At 47.6% G+C, this 23,087-nt stretch carries 20 protein-coding genes and 2 tRNA genes; 17 read left to right on the top strand and 5 right to left on the bottom strand.

Features of this window, described 5'->3' with window-relative positions; translation table 11 throughout:
• Window positions 1-23: 23 nt before the first annotated feature.
• Window positions 24-1,052 (bottom strand): tRNA (adenosine(37)-N6)-threonylcarbamoyltransferase complex transferase subunit TsaD, encoded by a 1,029-nt coding sequence (tsaD, locus tag KCO92_RS03560; RefSeq protein ID WP_104695499.1) that lies wholly within the window; start codon window positions 1,050-1,052, stop codon window positions 24-26.
• A gap of 47 nt (window positions 1,053-1,099) precedes the next feature.
• On the opposite strand from tsaD, the gene KCO92_RS03555 reads away from it, so the two are divergent.
• The 9 genes from KCO92_RS03555 (at window position 1,100) to KCO92_RS03515 (ending at window position 8,417) form a co-directional block, all read left to right on the top strand.
• Complete coding sequence (locus tag KCO92_RS03555) at window positions 1,100-2,095, top strand: agmatine deiminase family protein (protein ID WP_104695500.1); 996 nt, start codon at window positions 1,100-1,102, stop codon at window positions 2,093-2,095.
• 79 nt (window positions 2,096-2,174) lie between these two features.
• Window positions 2,175-3,092 carry a PLP-dependent cysteine synthase family protein gene (locus tag KCO92_RS03550; protein ID WP_104695501.1) on the top strand — a complete coding sequence of 306 codons (918 nt, stop codon included), beginning with the start codon at window positions 2,175-2,177 and terminating at the stop codon, window positions 3,090-3,092.
• 12 nt (window positions 3,093-3,104) lie between these two features.
• A complete protein-coding gene (locus KCO92_RS03545; protein ID WP_104695502.1) occupies window positions 3,105-4,247 on the top strand; it encodes a cystathionine gamma-synthase in 1,143 nt (380 codons plus the stop codon).
• 18 nt (window positions 4,248-4,265) lie between these two features.
• The gene (locus tag KCO92_RS03540) at window positions 4,266-4,724 is read left to right on the top strand and encodes an S-ribosylhomocysteine lyase (RefSeq protein WP_199766053.1); all 459 of its coding nucleotides are present in this window, start codon (window positions 4,266-4,268) and stop codon (window positions 4,722-4,724) included.
• Between the two features lie 197 nt (window positions 4,725-4,921).
• A tRNA-Gln gene (locus tag KCO92_RS03535) sits at window positions 4,922-4,996 on the top strand.
• Between the two features lie 3 nt (window positions 4,997-4,999).
• Window positions 5,000-5,076, top strand: a tRNA-Met gene (locus KCO92_RS03530).
• A 179-nt stretch (window positions 5,077-5,255) separates the two neighbouring features.
• Window positions 5,256-5,480, top strand: a complete 225-nt coding sequence (locus KCO92_RS03525) for a tautomerase family protein (RefSeq protein ID WP_104695503.1) — start codon at window positions 5,256-5,258, stop codon at window positions 5,478-5,480.
• Between the two features lie 220 nt (window positions 5,481-5,700).
• Entirely contained in the window at window positions 5,701-6,993 is a 1,293-nt protein-coding gene (gene gabT, locus KCO92_RS03520; RefSeq protein ID WP_104695504.1) for a 4-aminobutyrate--2-oxoglutarate transaminase, read from the top strand.
• Window positions 6,990-8,417 (top strand): NAD-dependent succinate-semialdehyde dehydrogenase, encoded by a 1,428-nt coding sequence (locus KCO92_RS03515; RefSeq protein ID WP_104695505.1) that lies wholly within the window; start codon window positions 6,990-6,992, stop codon window positions 8,415-8,417. Before gabT ends, KCO92_RS03515 begins: the two co-directional genes overlap by 4 nt.
• Before the next feature lie 129 nt (window positions 8,418-8,546).
• Here the strand turns inward: KCO92_RS03515 and KCO92_RS03510 are convergent, their stop codons facing one another.
• Window positions 8,547-9,359 (bottom strand): glycosyltransferase family 2 protein, encoded by an 813-nt coding sequence (locus tag KCO92_RS03510; protein WP_233710460.1) that lies wholly within the window; start codon window positions 9,357-9,359, stop codon window positions 8,547-8,549.
• A 69-nt stretch (window positions 9,360-9,428) separates the two neighbouring features.
• Here KCO92_RS03510 and KCO92_RS03505 point away from each other — a divergent pair, with 69 nt between their 5' ends.
• The 7 genes from KCO92_RS03505 to prpB are packed head-to-tail and all read left to right on the top strand — an operon-like array spanning window position 9,429 to window position 18,072.
• Window positions 9,429-11,093 carry a 30S ribosomal protein S1 gene (locus KCO92_RS03505; protein ID WP_199766054.1) on the top strand — a complete coding sequence of 555 codons (1,665 nt, stop codon included), beginning with the start codon at window positions 9,429-9,431 and terminating at the stop codon, window positions 11,091-11,093.
• A gap of 9 nt (window positions 11,094-11,102) precedes the next feature.
• Window positions 11,103-11,579, top strand: coding sequence for a hypothetical protein (locus KCO92_RS03500; protein WP_104695508.1), 477 nt, complete (start codon window positions 11,103-11,105; stop codon window positions 11,577-11,579).
• A gap of 8 nt (window positions 11,580-11,587) precedes the next feature.
• Window positions 11,588-13,165 (top strand): phosphoglycerate dehydrogenase, encoded by a 1,578-nt coding sequence (serA, locus tag KCO92_RS03495; RefSeq protein WP_104695509.1) that lies wholly within the window; start codon window positions 11,588-11,590, stop codon window positions 13,163-13,165.
• Between the two features lie 3 nt (window positions 13,166-13,168).
• Window positions 13,169-15,016 (top strand): menaquinone biosynthesis decarboxylase, encoded by a 1,848-nt coding sequence (locus tag KCO92_RS03490; RefSeq protein ID WP_104695510.1) that lies wholly within the window; start codon window positions 13,169-13,171, stop codon window positions 15,014-15,016.
• On the top strand, window positions 15,003-15,677 hold the full coding sequence (locus KCO92_RS03485) for a YggS family pyridoxal phosphate-dependent enzyme (protein ID WP_104695511.1): 675 nt from the start codon (window positions 15,003-15,005) through the stop codon (window positions 15,675-15,677). The genes KCO92_RS03490 and KCO92_RS03485 overlap by 14 nt, the downstream gene beginning before the upstream one ends.
• A gap of 43 nt (window positions 15,678-15,720) precedes the next feature.
• Entirely contained in the window at window positions 15,721-17,187 is a 1,467-nt protein-coding gene (gene prpD, locus KCO92_RS03480; RefSeq protein WP_104695512.1) for a 2-methylcitrate dehydratase, read from the top strand.
• A gap of 9 nt (window positions 17,188-17,196) precedes the next feature.
• Complete coding sequence (gene prpB, locus KCO92_RS03475) at window positions 17,197-18,072, top strand: methylisocitrate lyase (RefSeq protein ID WP_104695513.1); 876 nt, start codon at window positions 17,197-17,199, stop codon at window positions 18,070-18,072.
• Here prpB and KCO92_RS03470 read toward each other — a convergent pair.
• The 3 genes from KCO92_RS03470 to KCO92_RS03460 are packed head-to-tail and all read right to left on the bottom strand — an operon-like array spanning window position 18,069 to window position 20,596.
• Window positions 18,069-19,205, bottom strand: a complete 1,137-nt coding sequence (locus tag KCO92_RS03470) for a hypothetical protein (protein ID WP_233709747.1) — start codon at window positions 19,203-19,205, stop codon at window positions 18,069-18,071. The two genes, prpB and KCO92_RS03470, sit on opposite strands and share 4 nt — an antisense overlap.
• A 57-nt stretch (window positions 19,206-19,262) precedes the next feature.
• A complete protein-coding gene (locus KCO92_RS03465; RefSeq protein WP_104695515.1) occupies window positions 19,263-19,676 on the bottom strand; it encodes a CoA-binding protein in 414 nt (137 codons plus the stop codon).
• The gene (locus KCO92_RS03460; RefSeq protein ID WP_233709746.1) at window positions 19,673-20,596 is read right to left on the bottom strand and encodes a DMT family transporter; all 924 of its coding nucleotides are present in this window, start codon (window positions 20,594-20,596) and stop codon (window positions 19,673-19,675) included. The genes KCO92_RS03465 and KCO92_RS03460 overlap by 4 nt, the downstream gene beginning before the upstream one ends.
• A 367-nt stretch (window positions 20,597-20,963) precedes the next feature.
• Here KCO92_RS03460 and KCO92_RS03455 point away from each other — a divergent pair, with 367 nt between their 5' ends.
• Window positions 20,964-23,087, top strand: a complete 2,124-nt coding sequence (locus KCO92_RS03455) for a methyl-accepting chemotaxis protein (RefSeq protein WP_104695516.1) — start codon at window positions 20,964-20,966, stop codon at window positions 23,085-23,087.

Below are 23,087 nucleotides of genomic sequence, written 5' to 3'. Positions count from 1 at the left end.
TAAAAAAGTAGCAAAAAATTTAGCTAGGAGTTCTCTAAAATCTCTGTCTGTGGGCTGATATCTAAAGTTTGTAAATCCGCAAAGATTTTGTTGTGATAATTGACCACCCCCGCGCGTCCAATCATCGCAGCATTATCTGTGCAAAACTCCAGGGGGGCAAGTAAGAGCTCTGCTCCAAATTCTGTGCATAGTGCTTCCAATTGCGTACGGATATAAGCATTGGCACTCACCCCTCCCACCAAGCCAAAGCGCGTTACTTGTGTGTGTTGTAAATAGAAACGCACCTTGTGTAAGAGATGTGCGCACGCAATCTTTTGAAACCCCGCACAGATACGCGCTTGTTTTTCTTGACTTAAGGGCTGTTCATTAGAGATAGCTAGACGCACCGCGTTTTTAAGCCCAGAAAAACTAAAAGCCAATGTGCTTTTTTGCTTAAGGGGTAGAGGGAAGGGATATTCTTCTCCTACAGGACAAAGGCGCGCCAGCCTTTCCACCACAGGCCCGCCCGGATAGCCCAAACCTAGCATTCTAGCTACCTTATCAAAACTCTCCCCCAAACTATCGTCCAAACTTTTAGCGATAATACACATCTCTGTAGGACCATGTGCTTCAACAATAAGGGTATGTCCCCCAGAGACCAATAACACGCTTAAGGGGAAGCGCGGGGTAGCTTGGTTGATAAAGAGCGAATACACATGCCCTTTGAGATGATCCACACTGATAAGGGGGAGTTTTAAACTTAAGGCCAGCGCCTTAGCCATCATTAGGCCTTCTAAAAGCGTGATGGCCAGTCCGGGACGTGTTGTTAAGGCAATGGCTTTAAGGAGATTAAAGGGGTCTTGGTTCTCTTTGGTTAAAAACTCTTTAGCCTTTTGGAGCAATAGAGGTAAGTTATGGGCATGCAGGCGCGAAGCCAATTCAGGCACCACACCCCCATGTGCGCTGTGCTCCTTCTCTTGAGAAATCTTGGCATGCCAGAGTAATTTGGCATCTTCTAAGCGTGTGAGGGCTAGCGAACTATCATCACAACTGCTTTCAATACTTAAAAGCATCCATTCCCTTTAGGGTATAATATTCTCATTATACTACAAGGCAAAACATGGCACGATTTAAAGCAGAGTGGGAGGAACAGAGCGCGATTTTAATGGCATTTCCGCATGCTTCTAGCGATTGGGGGGAATATTTGCAGGAAGCACGCGAGTGTTTTTTGAATATTATCGATACCTTAGCGGCCTACCAGCGTGTGCTTGTCTGTGTGCACACCAGCGATAGCGCGGGGATTGATAAGCTAGCGCGTTTGCATAATGTTGAAGTTGTGCTGCTAGACACAAACGACACATGGGCGCGTGACTTTGGACCTTTGTGCGTGGAAACGGCAGGGGTGCATTTTTATTTAAATTTTGTTTTCAATGCATGGGGAAATAAATACGAAAGCAAGTTAGACAACACCATTAGCATGAAGCTCGCTCAAAAGGGGCTTTTGCAATACCCTTTGCGTTTTGTAGATGTGATCTTAGAGGGGGGAAGTCTTGAATGCGACGGGGCGGGTACGCTTTTAGCCAACCGTCACAGTTTGCTCAACACCAACCGCAACCCCGACCCGGAAAAATCCATTGCTCGACTCAAACAAGAGCTCAGTTTATCTAGGATTTTATGGCTGGACACCCCTCCCTTGGCTGGCGATGACACAGACGGACATATCGATACCCTAGCGCGCTTCTTAGACCCAGAGACGATCGCTTATGTCAGTTGCGAGGATTCTAGCGATCCTCACTACCGACCCCTGCAAGCCATGAAAAAAACCTTGCAAGGTTTTAAAACCCTCGACAACAAACGCTACAAACTTGTACCTTTGCCGCTGCCCAGCCCCAAGTTTTATCAAGATCAACGCCTACCTGCTACTTACGCTAATTTCTTATTTGCTAATAATGGGGGGCAGCGCGTGCTCTTTGTACCCACTTATAACGATCCTATGGATGCACACATCCTTAGAACCCTAGAAAAGCACACCCATGTTGAAGTGGTGGGAGTGGATTGCTCCTTTTTGATCCGCCAACATGGGAGCTTGCACTGCGCGACCATGCAACTCTACTAGTTTGGATTGCTACAAGTGATTTAGTGTGTGTCTATTTTGACGATCTTCCAGCTTGGTTCATTTTTTTAGAGGAGAAACTATGATTATCACTACAATGACAGAAGTCATTGGCTCTACCCCTATTTTTAAATTCACTAGCCAGCATTATCCTATCCCAAAGGATTCGGTGATCTATGCCAAATTGGAGTATTTAAACCCGGGAGGAAGCATTAAAGACCGCTTAGGCCAATACCTCATAGAGGAGGGATTAAAAACGGGCAAGATTACCGCTCAAACAACCATCATCGAACCTACGGCAGGCAATACAGGCATTGCCCTAGCCCTTGTGGCTTCAGAACATAAGCTTAGGAGTATTTTTGTTGTCCCAGAAAAATTTAGCCTAGAAAAACAGCAAATCATGCGCGCTTTGGGCGCAGAGGTGATCAATACGCCCACTGATCAAGGCATTAAGGGAGCAATCGCCAAGAGCAAGGAGTTAGCTCAGAGTATCCCTAATAGCTACCTGCCCCTGCAATTTGAAAACCCGCTCAACCCTCAAACCTACTACCACACCCTAGGGCCAGAGATTATCCAAGAGCTGGGCACACAGCTTACTAGTTTTGTAGCTGGGATAGGGAGTGGAGGCACTTTTGCCGGCACAGCTAAATATCTCAAAGAAAAAATCCCCTCCCTACGCCTCATTGGAGTAGAACCAGAGGGCTCGATTTTAAATGGAGGAGAGCCCGGACCCCATGAGATTGAGGGGATCGGGGTAGAGTTTATCCCCCCATTTTTTGCAGGCTTAGAGATTGATGGCTTTGAGACTATCACAGATAAAGAGGGGTTTGATTGCACTAGGGAGTTAGCTAGACAAAGTGGCTTATTAGTGGGGAGCTCTAGTGGGGCGGCTTTTGTGGCGGCACTGCGTGAGGTACAACGCCTACCAGAGGGTAGTCGAGTTTTGACGATCTTCCCTGATATGGCGGATCGCTATCTCTCTAAGGGTATTTATCTATAAAAGGAGACAATCATGCGTATGCAAACAAAACTTATCCATGGCGGGATCAGTGAGGACAGCACAACGGGCGCGGTGAGTGTGCCCATTTATCAGACTTCTACCTACCGCCAAAATGGAGTAGGGCGACCTAAGGGTTATGAATACTCGCGCTCAGGTAACCCCACCCGCTTTGCCCTCGAGGAACTCATTGCAGACTTAGAGGGCGGGGTCAAAGGTTTTGCCTTTGCCTCTGGGCTGGCAGGAATTCATGCAGTCTTTTCCCTCTTGCAACAGGGCGATCATGTGTTACTGGGTGATGATGTCTATGGAGGGACTTTTCGCCTATTTGACAAAGTGCTCACTAAGGGCGGGCTCTCTTATAGCATTATAGACACCAGCGACACCTCTCAAATAGAAAGGGCCATCCAGCCCAACACCAAAGCCCTTTATTTAGAAACCCCTAGCAATCCCCTGCTCAAAATTACCGACCTAAAACAATGCGCCAGTATTGCCAAGAATCATGAGCTAATCACCATTGTAGATAACACCTTTGCGACCCCCTATTATCAAAACCCCTTACCGCTAGGTGCGGATATTGTGGTGCATAGTGGCACCAAATACTTAGGTGGGCATAGCGATGTGGTTGCTGGACTTGTAACTACTAATAGTCAAGACTTAGCCCAAGAGATCGCCTTTTATCAAAACGCCATCGGAGGGGTGCTAGGACCTTGGGATAGTTGGTTATTACAAAGGGGCATTAAAACTCTCGCTTTACGCATGGAGGCACACCAAAGAAATGCCTTGAATGTGGCTGAGTTTTTAGGCGCACACCCCAAAGTAGAAAAAGTCTATTACCCCGGCCTACCTACCCACCCCAACCACACACTGGCTAAAACCCAAATGCGCGGGTTTGGCGGAATGCTCTCTTTCACCCTCAAAGATGATAGCAAGGCAATCCTCTTTGTGGAAAGCCTGAAATTGTTCATTTTAGGCGAGAGTTTGGGCGGGGTGGAGAGCTTGGTAGGTGTCCCGGCATTAATGACCCATGCGAGCATCCCTAAGCAACAGCGCGAGGCTGTGGGGATTAAAGATGGCTTGGTGCGCCTCTCTGTGGGCATTGAGGATGGCCAAGATTTATTAGAGGATTTAGAGCAAGCCCTAGCTAAACTCAACTAATTTTAAAAGGAGTAAAACATGAAAATGAATGTCGAGAGTTTTAATTTGGATCACACTAAAGTCAAAGCCCCCTATGTGCGTGTGGCTGATCGCAAGAGGGGAGAACATGGGGATGTCATCGTTAAATACGATGTGCGCCTTAAACAGCCCAACCAAGAACACATGGACATGCCCGGCCTGCACTCTTTGGAGCACTTGGTCGCCGAGTTGATTCGCAACCACGCTAATTATGTGCTGGATTGGTCGCCTATGGGTTGTCAGACAGGTTTTTACTTGTTAGTGTTAAACCATGACAATTACCAAGAGATTTTAGGACTCTTAGAAAAAACCATGCAAGATGTGCTCAAGGCTACAGAAGTGCCCGCGTGCAATGAAGTTCAATGCGGTTGGGCGGCCAACCACAGCCTAGAGGGCGCACAAGCCCTCGCGCGCGCCTTTTTAGCCAAACGCGCCGAGTGGAGCGAAGTAGGGGTTTAAAAACGGATGGAGGCCTGCTAGTGAAATGTAGATAGCCGAGCTTGTTCCTGAGTGAATTTGTAACTTCTTATCCTTGAGAAGAGTCCTTGCAAAGTGCCTGACTATCTTGGTGCATGTCTGGTGAGTTCAGGACATGCGCGACTCGTCATCGTCTATCTTGACATTGTTTCTAAAATAGAGTACAATCGGGCTTTTGTTGGGGTATCGCCAAGTGGTAAGGCAGCAGGTTTTGGTCCTGCCATTCCGAGGTTCGAATCCTTGTACCCCAGCCATGGCGCGGGATAGAGCAGTCCGGTAGCTCGTTGGGCTCATAACCCAAAGGTCGGTGGTTCAAATCCATCTCCCGCAACCATCTTCTACATTAGGTGAAGTCATTTTTTTTGAATACCTAGGTGATACGCATTAGGTGTTTCTCGTTCTCTTAAAGAGTTCAATCAAATCAAAATATCCTTTAAGTATGTTGCAATGAGCGGCATGCTAGAATGCCTCCGCTATTTTTAGCAACATTATAAAATACAAGTAAGGGGATCTATGCCATATATTAACATCCGTATCTCCAAAGAACATGGAGGAGCTACAGCAGAACAAAAGCGAGCGTTGATCAGCGGTGTAACTGATCTGGTCGTTAATGTACTGGATAAGAAGAGAGAGGCGACTATAGTCATTATCGATGAAATCCATACAGACAATTGTGGTTTAGGCGGTGAAACTATCACTCGACTAAGGCACACTCCTCCCGAACAAAAGCAAGACTGATTCGTCTTCAGAGAGCGGGTGCGTAGCCCAAGTGGTGTGCCCCCTCGGCTCTTATTCTATGGTGTTCTCCATGTTTGGTTTCTGCTGTGGTTGTGACTGATGTGAGGGTGCGTACCTTCTAGTTTCTTTTTTGTGTTGCACTTGCAGACTTTGATCTTTTATTTAGCTAGTTTCTATACAATTGTTCTCGTTGTTTTTGATCACAAAGAAGGAGTAGAACATGGAAGATTTGCTCAGTCGCAGAATTGCAGCCACGCCTAGGGGCATTGGCATTGTATGCGATTGGTTTATCAAAGAGGCACAAAACGCCACCCTCAAAAGCACAGATGGGCGCGAGTTTATCGACTTTGCCGCAGGGATTGCCGTCTTAAATGTGGGGCATCGCCACCCGCGTGTGATTGAGGCGGTGAAAAGACAATTAGATCACTTCACCCACAGCGCTTATCAAGTAACCCCCTATGAAAGCTATGTTGAACTAGCCGAAAAAATCAACGCTTTAGCACCCATCAAGGGTGTTAAAAAAACCTGCTTTTTCACCACAGGAGGAGAAGCCACCGAAAATGCCATCAAGATTGCCAAGGGGCATACCAAACGCTACGGAGTGATCGCCTTTGGGGGAGCGTTCCACGGGCGCACTTCTATGGCGGTGAGCATGACGGGCAAGGTCGCCCCTTACAAGGCTGAGATTGGCGCAGGGATGCCAGGGGTCTACCATGCCTATTATCCTAATGCCCTACATGGAATTAGCACAAAGGACGCGCTCAAGAGTTTGGAATTTATCTGCAAGGCCTCGATTTCTCCCCTAGATGTGGCGGCCATTATCTTTGAGCCCGTGCAGGGGGAGGGGGGTTTTAATCCCGCCCCAGCGGATTTTGTGCAAGGATTACGGGAGTTTTGCGATGCACATGGAATCGTCTTAATCGCCGATGAGGTACAAACGGGCTTTGCGCGCACGGGTAAGATGTTCGCCATGGAGCATTTCAATGCGAATGCGGATATCATTTGTATGGCCAAGAGTTTGGGTGGGGGTTTCCCTATTTCGGGTATTGTAGGCAGGGCGGATCTGATGGATTCTTTGAGCGCAGGGGGAATGGGGGGCACTTATGCGGGCAATCCTCTAGCCACCATAGCCGCCTTAGAGGTGTTAAAGATCATCGAAGAAGAACAGCTTAATGCGCGCGCGCTGACACTAGGTCAAGAGTTAATGGACAGTCTCAAACAACTCAAACAAGAAGCTAATATTACCCAAATGGCTGAAGTGAGAGGATTAGGTTCTATGGTAGCCTTAGAATTCTTTGAGGGAGAAAAACCTAGCCCAGAGTTGGCTAAGGTGGTGCAAAAGGAGGCGATGGATCAAGGGCTCTTATTGCTCACTTGTGGGTCTTATGGGAATGTGATTCGCTTTTTATACCCTTTAACCATTCCCCACGAGCAATTCCAGCGTGCGTTGGAAATTTTGCGCCAAGCGATCAAAAGGGGCGTATCTAAGCTTCCTAAAAAGGCAGTTTCATGAATTTTAACCTCTTAGAACACCCCTTTGTCAGCCAAACCCCTAAAGAGGGTTTTATCGCTATTACCAATCCAGCAACTTTGCAAGAGATCGCCTATGTTAAAAGTGTAGATCGGGAACAACTAGAGCATATCATTGCTAGGTCTTATAGAGCACAAAAGGAATGGGCACATAAATTAGCCCTAGAACGGGCAAATATCTTGCTCAAATGGCGCGAACTGCTCTTGGAGAATTTAGAAGATTTAGCCCGCATTCTCACCCAAGAGATGGGCAAGCCCCTCAAGGAGGCGCGCTCTGAGATCGCTTATGGGGCAAACTATTTGAGGTGGTTTGCTGAAGAGGCACGGCGCATTGATGGGGACATTCTGCCCAGCGTGGTGGAAGGACAGAAGATCTTTGTGCTCAAACAACCTATTGGGGTATGTGGGGCGATCACGCCCTGGAATTTCCCCTCAGGGATGATTGCGCGTAAGGCCGCTCCCGCCCTAGCCTGTGGGTGTAGCATGATCATTAAACCCGCCACCCAGACCCCTTTAAGTGCCTATGCTCTCATGGTGCTCGCCCTACGAGCGGGCGTGCCTGAAGGAATTTTGAGTGTGGTTACGGGGGACACACGCATGATTTCTGAGGCGATTTGCCAAAGCGAGCTAGTGCGCAAGCTCAGTTTCACTGGTTCTACTGAGGTGGGCAAAATTTTGGTCAAACAAAGTGCTGGTACACTTAAAAAACTCTCCTTAGAGCTGGGGGGCAATGCGCCCTTTATTGTTTTTGAGGATGCCAATCTTGAAAAGGCTGCAGAAGGCATTTTGGCTTCCAAATTTAGAAATAGCGGACAAACCTGCGTGTGCGCTAATCGGATTTATGTGCAAAAGAGTGTATATGAACCCTTGAGTAGCATTTTAAAACGCAAGGTCGAAGCCTTGAAACTGGGCAATGGCCTAGAAGAACACACCACGCAGGGACCCCTCATCGATTCTAAGGCGGTGGAAAAAGTGCAAGAGCATATCGATGATGCCACCTCTAAGGGCGCGCATGTGCTCAGTGGGGGCAAGCCCAGCGCGTTGGGGGCAAGCTTTTTTGAACCTACAATTTTAACCGGAGTGAATCAAGGCATGCTTGTGGCTAAAGAGGAAACTTTTGGGCCCCTCGCGCCCTTATTTGAGTTCGAGCATGAAAATGAAGTCTTAACTTGGGCTAATGATACACAATATGGCCTTGCTGCCTATTTTTACACCCAAAACCTCGCCAGAGTATTTCGGGTAAGCGAGGCGTTGGAATATGGCATGGTGGGGGTCAATTCGGGGCATATTTCCACAGAAACCGCGCCCTTTGGAGGGATTAAGCAGAGTGGAATGGGGCGTGAGGGCTCTAAATACGGCATTGAAGACTATTTAGAGATCAAGTACATGGGTGTCAAATTAGATTGAGAATTCCATGGGCATTGGCAATGTTGAGCAAGAGTTTTTAACAGAGCGGGCTATAAAGTGCAAAGTCTTTCGGGTTGGTGTCCGTTGGAGTGTTTTAGCTAGGAATCTCCTCTTTCACGGGGGAGCTGTTCACCGCCAGCTGGTTCTGCGCTCTTGCAAAGTTTGCAAATAAAGCGCGTGGTTGGCTTCTAAGCTAGCGCGGCTGTTTTCTTGGTGGTGAATGTGGTAGGCCAGCGCGCAAAAGCGCAGGCGTTTCATCACCCCCGTGTTAAACAGAAAACGCGCCACGAACTCGCTGTCCTCTCTGCCCCAACCTACAAAATTTTCATTAAATCCCTCGATAGCTAGAAAGTCGGCTTTGCTAAAACTCATGTTGGCACTTCTTACCCCCTTGAGCAAGGTATTAGGCTCACAAGTGCGCACACTAAAGATATAAAAGAGTTTAGCTAGGGTTAACTGGCGGTGATTCTTATAGCTTTTTTTGTCAATGGCTAGAGTATAATCCTGGCGATCCAACATCACTTGACTCTCAGCAGAAGTTAGAATTACACGCCCCCCTTGCAATAAGGTTTTAGGGCGCGCGAAGCAAAGATGATCGTAGATAAAATAAGGGTGCAAGATCATATCGGTATCTATAATAATGATGTAGTCCCCCATGGCGCGCATGATAGCGTTATTACGACTCCTGGCCGCGCGAAAACCTAGGTCTTCCTGCCACACATGAATCAAGGGCAGGGCTTTAGCTTGGAATTTAGCCTGATAATTTTCTAAGAGTGTGCGGGTCTTGGGCGTGCTACCATCATCGGCAATCAGCACTTCATTGGGCATGCAGGCTAGATGGAGCACAGAATCTAAGACCAATTGTAAGCGTGCCTCCTGATTATAGGTAGTGATCACCAAAGAGACCTTGTTGAAATAGGCGCGCACAAAGGGCAAGGACATAGGCATTCTTTTTGGTAATTATAAGTAAATAAAGGCTACAATAGCCTGAATTTTTTAGCAAGGTTGTTGATGAATCAAGAGTTGGAATCTTTGGACGAGTCTGAAGTCTTCAAGCAATACATGGACAATATGGGCAAAGAGGACGAGACAGAACAGAAGGGCATGGTCAAAGAGGGTGTTGTAGTTTCGATTAACCAGACAGAGAACTATGCCATGGTGAGCGTGGGAGGTAAGACGGAAGGGCGACTCTCTTTGGAGGAAATCAAAGATGCACAGGGGAATTTACTCTTTGGTGTGGACAGCCCTATTCGTGTCTATGTGTCCCAGAGAGGCGAACGCCCCAGCGTCTCTTACAAGCGTGCAATTGTTTACGACAAAGTGCAGGCCAAGATTGCTCAATTGGGAGAAAATTACAAAGATAAGGTGGTTGAAGGCAGGGTAGTGCGTGAAAACAAAGGGGGGTATATTTTGGCTGACAAGGAGGGAGCGGAGTATTTCCTCTCTAAATCTCAGTCCTCTTTGCGGCGCGATAGCAAACACCTTGGCAAGCATATCAAGGCTTGTATTACCTCCATAGATAAGGAGGCGGGCTCCATTGCCGTGTCTCGCAAGCGCTTCTTTGATGTACACGACAAGCAGCAGCACGAGGGCGCTAAGAAATTGATGGAATCCCAAGCAGTTTGTAGGGGTGTTGTCAAAAGCATTACGGGCTTTGGAGTGTTTGTGGAAGTGGACGGCGTGGAGGGGCTGGTGCATTACAGCGAAATTACGCACCGTGGTTCAGCCAATCCTGCAAAACATTTTAAGGAAGGGGATGAGGTGCAGGTGAAAGCGATTGCTTATGATGAAGAGAAGAAGCGGCTTTCCCTCTCCATTAAAGCCACGGTGGAAGACCCTTGGGAGGAGATTCAGAGCAAGCTCAAGGTAGGTTATGCGATTAAAGTTGTCGTGAGCAGTATCGAGAGCTATGGAGCCTTTGTGGATATTGGCAATGACATTGAAGGTTTCTTACATATTTCAGAAATCTCTTGGAATAAAGATGTCAAACACCCCCAAGATTACCTGGAGCTAGATCAAGAAATCGATGTCAAGATCATCGAAATTGATAGCAAAAACCGCCGTTTGCGTGTCTCTCTTAAACAGCTTTCTGACAAACCTTTCAATGAATTCGTTTCCAAACACAGAGTAGGAGATTTGGTAGAGGGCAAGGTGGTGAGCCTGACAGATTTTGGAGCTTTCCTCAATTTGGGGGGTGTGGATGGTTTGTTGCACAATAAGGACGCTTTTTGGGAACCCGACCAAAAGTGCAAGGATCATTTCAAACTGGGTGATGTGGTGCAGACCAAAATCGCGCGCATCAATAGGGAAGACGAAAAAATTTCTTTAGAGATGAAGTTCAAGCGACCTTCTCCCGTAGAGGCTTTTGCCCAGCAGCACAAGGTGGGTGATGTCATTCAAGGCAGTGTGGTGAACATTAAAGACTTTGGAGTATTCGTGCGCGTGGATAATATTGACATCTTAATTAAAAACGAAGACCTATCCCCGCTCAAAAAAGAGGAAATCACCATGGGGCAGGAGATTACGAGCGTGCTTGTTTCTCTTGACAAGGTCACCCACAAGGCACGCGCTTCCGTGCGTCGTTTGGAGCATAAAAAAGAGCGTGAACAATTACAAGCGTTCAATGCTGAGGGCGATAAAATGACTTTAGGGGACAAGCTCATCGGCAAATTTTGATTTTAAGCGATGAAGAAGCGGCATTTTAGGCTTGCGGTTTTTTTGGTCGTGACGGGGGCTGTACTTTTAGTCATTGCAGATATGGGTTATAAATTTTACCTCGGACATGTCAAGTCCCCGCCCTCTTCTCCGCGCACCTCTACTGATCTCAACTTAAGCCTTGCTCGATCTCAATCTTTGAACCTTCCCCATTCCAAGGTAATTGACAACATTCCAGAAGTCAAAGATTTCGACTACCCTGTCTTGGAACGTCGCGTCACTTTAGAATTCCGTGATCGCGCACAGGTGCAGAAACTCTTTATCCGCAATTTGGATGCCTACAAATTTTTCTGTCTACACGAAATTCTAAAAGAGAAGCACATCGATTTTGCTACCGATAAAAAAGGGCACACCACGACTTTGATTATCTATCTGCCTAACTCTCCCATGCGTCAAGCTTTTTTGGACGATTTGCGCTATTACCAAATCCCCTATCAACTCAATTAAGGAACACCATGCCCCAAGTTGTCATCTGCGATCCCATCCACCCTGCGGGTAGCACTCTGCTCCGGGCACAGACAGATTTAGAGCTCTTGGATCACTCTAGCACCCCTAAAGAGGCATTGCCTTGTGCACTCAAAAATGCCCACGCGCTTATCACGCGGAGCATGACCCCCATTGATGCACCTATACTCGAGCACGCCTGCGAGCTTAAGGCCATCGTGCGTGCAGGGGTGGGTGTGGACAATGTCAATATCGATCTGTGCTCCCAACAGGGAATCGTGGTGATGAACGTGCCCACAGCCAACACCATCGCAGCCGTGGAGCTCACCATGGCACATTTGCTCAACGCCGTGCGCTATCTTCCCAGTGCCAATGCACAACTTAAATCTGAGAGAATTTGGAGGCGTGAGGATTGGTATGGCACAGAACTTAAGGGCAAGAAGTTGGGTATTATTGGCTTTGGGAATATCGGTTCGCGCGTGGGGGTGCGCGCGCTTGCCTTTGGGATGGAGGTGATCGCCTACGATCCCTATATCCATAAATCTAAGGCCACAGACTTGGGTGTGCACTACACCACGGATTTTAACGATATCTTGGCCTGTGATTGTATCACCATCCACACTCCTAAAAACAAAGAAACTATCAACATCATCGACGCGCCCCAGATCGCCCAAATGAAAGAAGGGGTCATTCTCATCAACTGCGCACGCGGCGGGCTTTACAATGAAGAGGCCCTTTTAGGGGCACTGCGTTCTAAAAAAGTGCGTTGGTTGGGCCTAGATGTCTTTAGCAAAGAGCCTGCCACTCATAATCCTCTGCTGGATTTAGATAATGTCTATGCAACACCCCACATCGGGGCCAATACTTTGGAATCCCAAGAACAAATCGCCCTAGAAGCCGCCCAAGCTGTGATCCAAGCTCTAAGAGGCAGTAGTTATCCTAATGCACTCAATCTCTCCATCAAATCCCATATGCCCCCCTATGCCAAGGACTATCTGCAACTCACTCAAAAGCTGGGCTTTTTCTCTGCACAGATCAACAAAGATGCTATTGACGCGCTGGAACTCATTGTAGCCGGGCCGGTGCGCGAATACGCAGATTCCCTACTCACCTTTGCCCTTTTAGGACTACTCAAACCCACCTTAGGTGATAAAATTAACGAAGTAAATGCGCGCTTCATCGCTAAGGAGCGCAAGATTGCCATTAGCACGCGCGCCTTAGATAACGCCACGCCCTACACCAATGCGATCACGCTCCAGCTTACTACTTGTACACAAACCACCCAGGTGAGCGGGACTATCTTTGCAGATAATTTACTCAAAATCACTAATATCAACGGCTTTGAGATGGATATTAAACCCCATGGGCATATGATTTTATTTAAAAACACTGACATGCCCGGAGTAGTGGGGAATGTGGGGCAGACTTTGGGTAAACATGGAATTAATATTGCAGATTTCAGGTTGGGACGCAATGACAAGCAAGAAGCTTTAGCGGTGATTTTGGTAGATGCGCCTGTGAGTGCAGACATTTTACACGCACTCCAACAAATCCCTCATTGCTTGCACGCTTGCTTGGTCTGCATTTAACGCGTGCGCGCCTTTCTTACCCAGTTGGAAAGCTTAGGGGAGCTACAGACCCTAGAAACCCCCTTAGATATTCACTTAGAAATCCCCCATTTAGCCTATTTAGAAGCCAAAAAACCCCAAGGGGGTAAAGCTCTCTTATGCACAAAACCCATGGATGCTAAAAATAATAAGCATTTTGATATACCCGTGCTCATTAATCTTTTTGGTTCCTCTAGGCGCATGGAACTCGTCTTGGGCAAGCCTATTAGTGCGTGTTGTGCCCAATTAGAGGCTTTGCTCAGTGCGCAAAAACCCAAAAACCTTAAAGGAATTTGGCACGCGCTTAGAACTCTCAAAACCCTCTATCATATTTTCCCCAAAATCTCTAACAAACCCACTGATCACATCAACTATACTAGCGATCAAGTCAACCTCTACGACCTGCCCATTCTCACCACTTGGGAGAGGGATGCTGCCCCTTTCATCACAATGGGGCAGATTTACACCCAAAGTTTAGACGGGGCACACAAAAATTTGGGACTATATCGCTTACAGGTCTATGACAAGAATCATTTAGGCCTGCATTGGCAAATCCACAAGGATGGCAACCACTTTTTTCATGCCTATAAGCGAGTGGGGCGTAAAATGCCCGTGAGTGTTGTTATTGGAGGTGATCCGCTCTATACTTGGTGTGGGCAAGCGCCTTTGCCCCATGGCATGTTTGAGCTATGGCTCTATGGTTTGCTCAGGGGTAAACGCGCTCATCTGATGCGCTCGCGCACCAATCCTATTTGCGTGCCCCGTGATGGGGACATTATTATTGAGGGCTGGGTAGACCCAGAACAGATGCGCTTAGAGGGTCCCTTTGGGGATCACACGGGTTTTTATACCCCTCAAGAGCCCTACCCGCTCTTAGAAGTGAGTATGCTACGAATCAAACCTGACCCTATTTATCTCGCCTGCGTGGTGGGCAAACCCCCTTTAGAAGACAAATACATGGGCTATTTGACCGAACGGCTCTTTTTACCTCTAATTCAAAAAAGCACTTATGGACTTTTGGACTACCACATGCCCGAAAATGGAGTGTTTCACAATCTGATTTTAGCCCAAATTGCGCCCAGCTACCCCGCACATGCCAGCCAAATCATGCACCACTTTTGGGGTACGGGACAGATGAGTTTTGTCAAGCACGCCATTTTTGTCGGCCCCAATGCCCCCAGTTTGCAAGATTACCCGGCTATTTTTGCCCATATTTTAAACCACTTTGATCCACATAAGCTTGTGGTGAGCGAGGGGGTGTGCGACGCGCTCGATCATGCCAGCCCTAACTTTGCCTTTGGGGGGAAATTAGGCATTGATGCCACCATGCCTAGCTCTAAGACTCCTTGTATCTTGGAAGATAGCGTGCTGTTAACCCGCATGCAAGCGGTGTTGCCCCAAGCCCTGATCCTAAGACAATATGGCATCCACACCGCTAACCCCCTTTGTGTGGTGGGGGTGCAAAAAACGCGCCCCTTATTAAACGCGGTGCATGGACTCAAAGACCTGCAAAGCGCGTTAAGCATTATCATCTTTGTGGACGCGCTTAAAAACGATCTCAACAATCCCTATATGTTACTCTGGCGCATCACCAATAACTTAGATGCCAAACGCGATCTCAAGATAGAGGAGGGACTAGTGTTCTTGGATGCCACAGATAAAAGCGCACTAGAGGGGCATACTCGAGAGTGGCCCCTAGAGACCGATTGCAGCCTAGAAGTCTTGCAAAAATTATCTAATCTAGGACTCATTCCTCCTTTAGATGATCCTATCTACCACCGCTACCATATCTACAACTCCCCCAGCACTAAGGAGTCGCATGAGTTTTGCTAAACGCTTGGATCAGATCATTAAGCGCATTGAAAAAGCCCGCTTAAACTACAATCGCCACCATATCGTGCAACTCATCGCCGTGTCCAAATACGCTACCTCCCAACAGGTGCGCGCGCTGTATACCTGTGGACAGCGCGCCTTTGGGGAAAACAAGGTGCAGGACCTACAGAGCAAATCCAGCGCTCTGGAGAGCTTGCCCCTAGAGTGGCATATGCTAGGCTCTTTGCAACACAATAAAATTAACAAGCTCCTAGCCCTCAAACCCTTTTTATTCCATGCCCTAGACTCTTTACAACTCGCCCAAGCCATAGAAGCGCGCAGCACAGACACCCTAAATGCGCTCTTACAGGTCAATATCTCTAAAGAACACACTAAAAGCGGGGTAATCCCAGAGCAAGCCCTAGAAATCTACACCCGTATTAATCAAACCTGCCCACATATCCGCCTGAAGGGCATGATGGTGATTGGTCCCACCCCCCCAGCTACCCCCAGCTTCAGCCACGCCCAAGCCCTAGAGCGCGCTTTTGCGCAGGCCAAAGATATTTTCGATACTTTGCCTAACGCCTCTATTCTCTCCATGGGCATGAGCGCAGATTTTGAGTGCGCGATTGCTTATGGAGCCAACATGGTGCGTATTGGGCAAGCTCTCTTTGCGAATTAAAATTCGTGGGCTATAATTTTTCATCTCAACATTAAGGACATACATGGCACACATGGGCACTTTACAAACCGCTAGACCTGAATTTGACACTTTGCTTTCCACCATCGCGCGTTATGTGGTGGATTATGAAATTACCTCCGATCTCGCCTATCAGAGCGCTAGGCTATGCCTGATCGACTCCATTGCCTGCGCTCTGCTCTCCTTAAAACACCCGGAATGCACTAAATTGCTAGGCCCCAGTGTTCCGGGCGCACAATTGCGTCCTCTAGGCACGAAAGTTCCAGGAACTGCCTACCAGCTCGAACCCATCCGCGCGGCCTTTAACATTGGATGCATGGTGCGCTGGTTGGATTTCAACGATACATGGTTAGCGGCTGAATGGGGACACCCCTCAGACAATCTAGGAGCAATTTGGGGCTTGGGGGATTACCTGAGTAGAGAGAGGCGCACTAAGGGGCAAAAACCCTTGCAGGTTAAACAGATTTTAAGCGCAATGATCAAAGCCCATGAAATTCAGGGAGTCCTAGCTTTGGAAAATTGCTTTAACATGGAGGGATTAGATCATGTCTTGTTAGTGCGTATTGCTAGCACGGCGGTGAGTGCTGGGCTATTAGGAGGGAGCTTTGAGGAAGTGCGCAATGGAGTTTCTAATGCCTTCGTGGATGGGGGAAGTTTACGCTGTTATCGCCACGCACCCAACACGGGCTCTAGGAAGTCGTGGGCAGCGGGGGATGCGAGTAGTCGGGGCGTGGATTTAGCCCTCAAAGCCCTCAGTGGGGAGATGGGTTATCCATCAGCTCTAAGCGCGCATTACTGGGGTTATCAAGATGTCTTCATGAAAAACCAACAGGAGAGGGGCGAAGCGTTACACATTCCCCAAGAGTTTTCTAGTTATGTAATGGAAAATGTACTCTTCAAAATTTCTTTTCCTGCGGAATTCCACGCCCAAACTGCTGTAGAATGCGCGTTCAAATTACATGCTGAGGTCAAAGACAGACTAGACGACATTGTAAAAATTGAGATCACTACTCAAGAATCCGGACACCGCATTATCAATAAGGAAGGGGAACTGCATAATTACGCCGATCGCGATCACTGCATCCAATACATGGTTGCCTACGCGCTCATTTACGGAGAGTTGGACGAGCATTCCTACAGCGATGTAAGTGCGTCTGATCCGCGCATTGATACGCTCAGAGCACTCAGTGAGGTCAAAGTGGACGATCGCTATACACGCGAGTACCTAGACCCCACCAAACGCTCCATTGCTAACGCGTTGCAGGTATTCTTTAAGGATGGGAGTAAAACCCAAAAGTTAGAGATTCACTATCCCATTGGGCATAAATTCAGACGCGAAGAGGGGTTGCCTTTGCTCTATCAAAAATTCAAACAGGCTTTGAGAGGGGTGTATGCCCCCAAACGCGCTAGCCAGATTGAAGAAATTGTGTTCCACGAGGAGGCGTTATTGCACATGGATTTTGATAGCTTTAGCGATCTCTTTGCCCTCTAGGAGGCATGCATGAGTGCAGGAAAACGCTTTAGAGAAGCTTTAGCCACACACACACCCCTACAAATTGTAGGCACGATCAACGCGTATCAAGCCCTGCAAGCCACCCAAGTGGGGCACAAGGCTTTGTATCTTTCAGGGGCAGGGGTAGCTAACGCGTCTTATGGCTTGCCAGACTTGGGGATCACGGGTTTAGAAGAGGTGTGCATCGATGTGCGGCGCATTTGTGCGATCTGTGATACTCCCTTGATTGTAGATGCAGATACAGGTTTTGGACATGCTTTTAACATCGCTAGAACGATCACCCAGCTCATTAAAAGTGGAGCAGCAGGAGCGCATATTGAAGATCAGGTGAGTGCGAAACGCTGTGGACACCGCCCCAATAAGGCATGTGTAGATACCCAAGAAATGTGCGATCGCTTGCAGGCAGCCCACCATGCGCGTCAATTAGACCCATATTTTTACTTGATTGCGCGCACGGACGCACGCGCTAAGGAGGGACTAGAGTCCGCCATTGCGCGCGCACAAAGTTATGTGCAAGCGGGCGCAGATGCGATCTTTGCAGAGGCTTTAGAGAGTTTGGAGGAATATAGCGCCTTTGTTGAAGCTCTACATGTGCCTATTTTGGCCAATCTTACCGAATTTGGACGCACCCCTTTATTTAGTCTTGAAGAGCTTCAAGGTGTGGGTGTGCAAATGGCGCTCTATCCTTTGAGTGCCTTTAGGGCGATGAACAAAGCCGCCTTAGAAGTCTATCAAGACCTTAAAGACAAGGGCACACAGCGCGATCAAATCATGCGCATGCAAACTAGAGAAGAGCTCTATGGTGTACTCAATTACTACAGCTATGAAGCCCAGATGGACGCGATCTTAGCGCGCAAAGACTAGGGCTTATGCACGAGATTGTAGCTGGCGACTATTTGATGGTTGTAGGTAATGTTAATGTCTCCGAGTTTGTTGGATTCAAGGAGGAAAGTTTTTCCCCCCTCTTGGATGCCATAAAAACGCAGGCGTAGCGCCATTTTAGGAGAGAAAGTGTGTATGCGTTGCACCCCACGCGCTTGCAATTCTAAGGCTAATTCTTTAGCAATGTAGTGTGTGCGCACGAAAGGGTTATACCCCCCCCATAAATACAGACTTTCTAAAAGTAGAGTGCCAAAGACCAAACTATAGCGGATGCGGTAATGGGTGCGAAAGAGGGGTAGGTGCACACGGATGCTCGAGAGAGCATGGTTGAGTAATACTGGAATGCCCAGCACCCCATAAGCCAAGAATTGTGGGCTAATTTCTTGGCGTAAGGAGAGCAGCAAGGGCAAACAAAAACCCACTGCGCCTACCATGCCTACCAGGCTATCTTGTTGGCGCGCTTTAATTACCTGTGCATAAAGCGCATAAGGGTAGTAGAGGCATAAACAAGGGGAATAGAGCACAAACATCACAAAGAGTGTTTCTAAAAAAAAGCCCTGAGGCATGCCAAAAACAGGTTTGAAGTAAAAGACATTGAATGCCAAAGCTAGTCCCAGTAACCCTGTTTTAAGACGATAGTGGTGTTTGAGCGCGTAGAGAAAAAGGGCGGTGAGTAGGACCATACAGCTTGGATCAAAGAGGGCGAGCAGGGGAATGAGAGCGTAGAAAATGCGTGTGTGGAATAAGAGCATGCTAGAGAGGGCTAGAGTGAAGAGCAAGCTCACTTTGCCCAAGAGAATTGCACCTAGCTGCACGCCCGGAAGGAGTGCAAAGGTGAGCACACTTAAAAGAGGATCATAGGGTTTTTTGGGTTGGAGTTTAAGACTTAATTGATAGAGTAAGACGAGGTTAAGCGCGTGCAAGAGCAGGCTGGGTAGACGCAAAGCTAAGTCATGAGGAAGGGATTTACCTAGAACCCCTACAAAATTACGCAATGCCCCCAATAAAAGGGCATCCAACCAAAAACTGGGCACGCTGAAATAGAGCAGGGCTTCTTTATAGCTAATGGAAATTTCCAAGCTTTTGATCGCCCCTAGCACTAAACTCACTAACACAAGCAGACCCAAGAGGCGGCTATAAAGAGGGCTGGACGCGCTGGAGGGGAGAATTGTCTAGCCTTGTGTTTTGCGATGCTCGATGAGGGCACAATGATTTTGTACCACCACCACACCATGTGCTTGTAATAATTCTTGGGCTTGGGCGTTTGTAATGCCCAATTGCATCCAAAAGAATTGGGGGAGGGGCGTGAGGTTTAAAAACTCTTGGGCTAGGGGCAAAATTGCCTCAGATTTTCTAAAGATAATCACTCCATCCAATGGCTGGGCGTGTTGTGCCTCTTGTAATGTAGCAAAGACAGCCTGACCTAAAATGGGCGTATCTGTCTTAGGATAAATAGGCACAATGTGGTATCCCTGTGCCTGCAAATAAGCCCCAACCCTGTAGCTGTCTTTGTGCGCATCGGGGCTTAAGCCCACAATTCCTAAATAATGGCTTTTTAGAAGTAAGTCTACAGCTTGTGTGTTCATGTTTTTACCTTTGTTTTAGTTTTACTCTCTAATACGATGAGAATCCCAGAGAGCACGATGAGTCCCATGCCCAAAATCTGCAGGGCGTGCAAGGGTGGGTCGCCCAAGAGCATACCAAAGAGCACTGCCCAGAGTAAACGGGTGTAATCCACGGGTGAGATGAGTCCGGCTGGGGCAATCATGTAAGCCTTGGTTATAAAACACTGCCCTAAAGCCCCGCTCAAACCCGTGCCAATTAGAAGCCACAAATCCCAGTGCCACCACACCCCCTCAAAGCGCAGGGGGTGGTAGCCTGAGGCAAAGGGGGGGATGTTAAAGAACATGAGAGCTAGGCTCATCAGTGTTAGAGATATCGAAAAGACCACGATCACAAATCCTCCATCGTAGTACTCTTTGAGTTTATTCAAACTCACATAGGCACAGGACATCATCAAGCCGCTCAACACCCCTGAGACCACCAACCCCCAAGAGAGACCGCTAGTGTGCGGGTCAGCCACCAAACCCACCCCAAAAATCCCCAAGAGTGCTGAGAGCACTAATTGCCAAGTAATGCGCTCTTTAAGCACCCACCACGCGATGAAGATAGCATAGATAGGCCCACTTTGGCTAAAGGCAATCGCGCTACCCAAGTCCATGTTGGCGATATTGTAAAAGATCAAAATCATGCCCACTTGCCCGATGAAAACCCTAGAGATCAGCAAGGTAAGCCCGCCGGGCTTGTGCGCTCTAAAAGAAAAGGGTTTGATATAGTAAAGCCCCCACAAAAAGAAGAGCATGAAAAAGGAGCGATAAAAGACATTCTCTAGGGGCGAGTAATAAGAACCTAGCATTTTAATGAGCGCATTGAGTACTCCAAAGCTCAACGCACTTAAGGCCATGTAGAACACCCCCAAGCGCACATTTAAATTCGAATCTCTCACAATGCGTAAAAATCTCCACGAGAAATAACCTCCATGTTAGCATAGATTAATGAATACAGCCTATGTAGGAGCGGCTGGCTTTTAGTGCACTCCCTACAGCCTTTAGTTTCTGAATGTGAGGATATTTGGCATTTTGTTTATTTTCTATGATATAAGCCCTTATGGAGTTGGGGCATCAACTCTTGGAAGAGAGCTCATAAGGTCCCGCTGACATGTAATCTCTAGGATGGTGTGGTCCTACAGGCTTTAGACTCGGCGGGATGTATTAGAAATCAACATATAAGGTTTTTGTATGCCCCATTTGAAGCCCCTATCTAGTTTTGATCAAGCTGGAATGAGACATCCGGTATCTAAGGAAGGATAAACCATGCGTCTGTCAAATCTCAAGATTGGGACAAAGCTCGTTGCCCTAGTCATTGGGGTTCTTCTCCTCATTTTCATCGTGCTCTCTTGGATCACGGCTTACAAATCTTCCAAGACTCTACAGGCAGAGGCTTACAAAACGCTTTACAATGTCGCCAAAAGACATGCTAACCGCATCATCCCTTCCTTCAACCAAAGCTTTGCCCTGTTAGAAACCTTGCGCGAAACCATTCAAACCTCTATCGCCAATGATTCTCTATATCAAGATGTGTTGACTACCTTTGTCCGCACGGCTTTTGATGAAGCTAACTGGTCAGACTACTGCTTCCTCTATCTTCCACGCTCTGTTTTTAAAGATGCACAAGAACATGGAAAACTTGCCCCCCGACTTAATCATGCCAACCATCCTGTTCCCCAAGGATTCTACTTGGCTCTCAAAGACACCGATCCAGACCATATAGGCGGGATTATTCCTTTGTCCATCCAAGCAGCCATGAATGTCTTTAACAACACCCATGTCAAACAGGCTTTGCACGACAATAAAGAGACACTCAGCGACCCCATGCACATCGAGATTGCAGGTGTAGACGCAGTGGCTGCTCTGATCACCGTACCCATTAGAGATGAGCAAGAACAAGCCATAGGGTTCATCAGCTTGGTCGTCAATTTGGCTAAGATGCGCCACGATATTATTTTAGATAAGACGAGTTCGGTTTATCAGGGTGACATCATTGCTGTGATCTCCTCTGCAGGTAAGGTTGCCGCCTTCCCTGACGCTAAAATGATTGGGAAGCCATTGATTGAGGTTAATCCGGGACCCTTGACAGAGGCTGCTCTGCGAGCCATGCGGGAGCACAAAGATGGAGTGTTTCCCTATATCAACATCAGACACGAGGAGGCCTTTATCGGACTCGTGAATTTCAAAGTTTGGCGTGATCTCGATCAGTTTTGGTCAGCTTTCATCGTCACACCCAAGCATTCCATCTTCAAACCCAGGGATGAACTCACGCGGCTTATCATCATCACCGCATGTCTTTCGCTCATTATCGCTGGGGTGTGCGTGGCACTCTTGGCCAATAGGCTTATCTCCGCGCGTTTATCCATGGTATTGGAGGGCCTGATCTCCTTCTTCAAGTTTTTAAACCATGAAAACACCTCTCCAAAACTTTTGAAGCCTCGGAGTGAGGACGAATTAGGGCAGATGGTCAATGCCATCAATACCAATATTCAAAAAATTCAAGTTTCTTTGGATGAAGACAAGCAGGCGGTGTCCCAATCTGTCAGCACAGCCAAAGCCGTAGAGGCAGGCGATTTAAGTGCTAGAATCACGCAAATCCCTGCTAATCCCCAGCTTAAAGAACTCAGAGATGTGTTGAATACTATGCTCAATACTTTGCAAGACAAAGTGGGGAGCAATATGAACGCAATCAACACGGTTTTTGAGGCATACAAGAATTTTGACTTTACGGCTAAAATTCCTGATGCTAAAGGTGCGGTAGAAATCACCACTAACATGTTGGGTCAGGACATGCGCAAGATGCTCAACGCATCTTCCCAGTTCGCTAAGGAATTGTCTATACAGAGTGAGGCTTTAAAAGAAGCGATGCAAACTCTTTCTAAGAGCAGCACCTCACAATACACCTCCCTAGAAGAAACTGCCAAACAAATTGAGGAGATCACCACATCTATACAAAACACGAGTGCAAGAACTACAGAGATCACCAAGCAGGCTGAAGAGATTAAGAGCATTATTGGGATTATCAAGGATATTGCTGACCAAACTAATTTGCTCGCCCTAAATGCTGCCATAGAGGCTGCGCGCGCGGGCGAACATGGGAGGGGATTTGCAGTAGTGGCCGATGAAGTTAGAAAGCTGGCGGAGAGAACTGGCAAATCTCTAGGGGAGATAGAAGCTAATGCCAACCTGCTGGTCCAAAGCATCAATGAAATTGTTTTTAATATCCAAGAACAAGCAACAGGCATCGGACGAGTCAACCAAACCGTCGAGCAACTAGAGGTTGTGGCGCAAGAAAATGCCCAAATCGCTCATAGCACTAATGAGATCACTCAAAAGGTCAATAGCATTGCTAAAGAAATTTTGGACGATGTAAACAAGAAAAAGTTTTAA

This window comes from Helicobacter salomonis (assembly GCF_017979425.1).
GTDB lineage: Bacteria > Campylobacterota > Campylobacteria > Campylobacterales > Helicobacteraceae > Helicobacter > Helicobacter salomonis.
This window is presented reverse-complemented; position numbering and strand designations above follow the sequence as displayed.

Coding starts and splice junctions, on each gene's coding strand:
- KCO92_RS03500 (WP_104695508.1), top strand. CDS start 11,103: ATGAAGAAGCGGCATTTTAGGCTTGCGGTTTTTTTGGTCGTGACGGGG.
- KCO92_RS03515 (WP_104695505.1), top strand. CDS start 6,990: ATGAATTTTAACCTCTTAGAACACCCCTTTGTCAGCCAAACCCCTAAA.
- KCO92_RS03485 (WP_104695511.1), top strand. CDS start 15,003: ATGAGTTTTGCTAAACGCTTGGATCAGATCATTAAGCGCATTGAAAAA.
- gabT (WP_104695504.1), top strand. CDS start 5,701: ATGGAAGATTTGCTCAGTCGCAGAATTGCAGCCACGCCTAGGGGCATT.
- KCO92_RS03550 (WP_104695501.1), top strand. CDS start 2,175: ATGATTATCACTACAATGACAGAAGTCATTGGCTCTACCCCTATTTTT.
- KCO92_RS03525 (WP_104695503.1), top strand. CDS start 5,256: ATGCCATATATTAACATCCGTATCTCCAAAGAACATGGAGGAGCTACA.
- KCO92_RS03505 (WP_199766054.1), top strand. CDS start 9,429: ATGAATCAAGAGTTGGAATCTTTGGACGAGTCTGAAGTCTTCAAGCAA.
- KCO92_RS03545 (WP_104695502.1), top strand. CDS start 3,105: ATGCGTATGCAAACAAAACTTATCCATGGCGGGATCAGTGAGGACAGC.
- serA (WP_104695509.1), top strand. CDS start 11,588: ATGCCCCAAGTTGTCATCTGCGATCCCATCCACCCTGCGGGTAGCACT.
- KCO92_RS03540 (WP_199766053.1), top strand. CDS start 4,266: ATGAAAATGAATGTCGAGAGTTTTAATTTGGATCACACTAAAGTCAAA.
- KCO92_RS03510 (WP_233710460.1), bottom strand. CDS start 9,359: ATGTCCTTGCCCTTTGTGCGCGCCTATTTCAACAAGGTCTCTTTGGTG.
- KCO92_RS03465 (WP_104695515.1), bottom strand. CDS start 19,676: ATGAACACACAAGCTGTAGACTTACTTCTAAAAAGCCATTATTTAGGA.
- tsaD (WP_104695499.1), bottom strand. CDS start 1,052: ATGCTTTTAAGTATTGAAAGCAGTTGTGATGATAGTTCGCTAGCCCTC.
- KCO92_RS03455 (WP_104695516.1), top strand. CDS start 20,964: ATGCGTCTGTCAAATCTCAAGATTGGGACAAAGCTCGTTGCCCTAGTC.
- prpD (WP_104695512.1), top strand. CDS start 15,721: ATGGCACACATGGGCACTTTACAAACCGCTAGACCTGAATTTGACACT.
- KCO92_RS03555 (WP_104695500.1), top strand. CDS start 1,100: ATGGCACGATTTAAAGCAGAGTGGGAGGAACAGAGCGCGATTTTAATG.
- prpB (WP_104695513.1), top strand. CDS start 17,197: ATGAGTGCAGGAAAACGCTTTAGAGAAGCTTTAGCCACACACACACCC.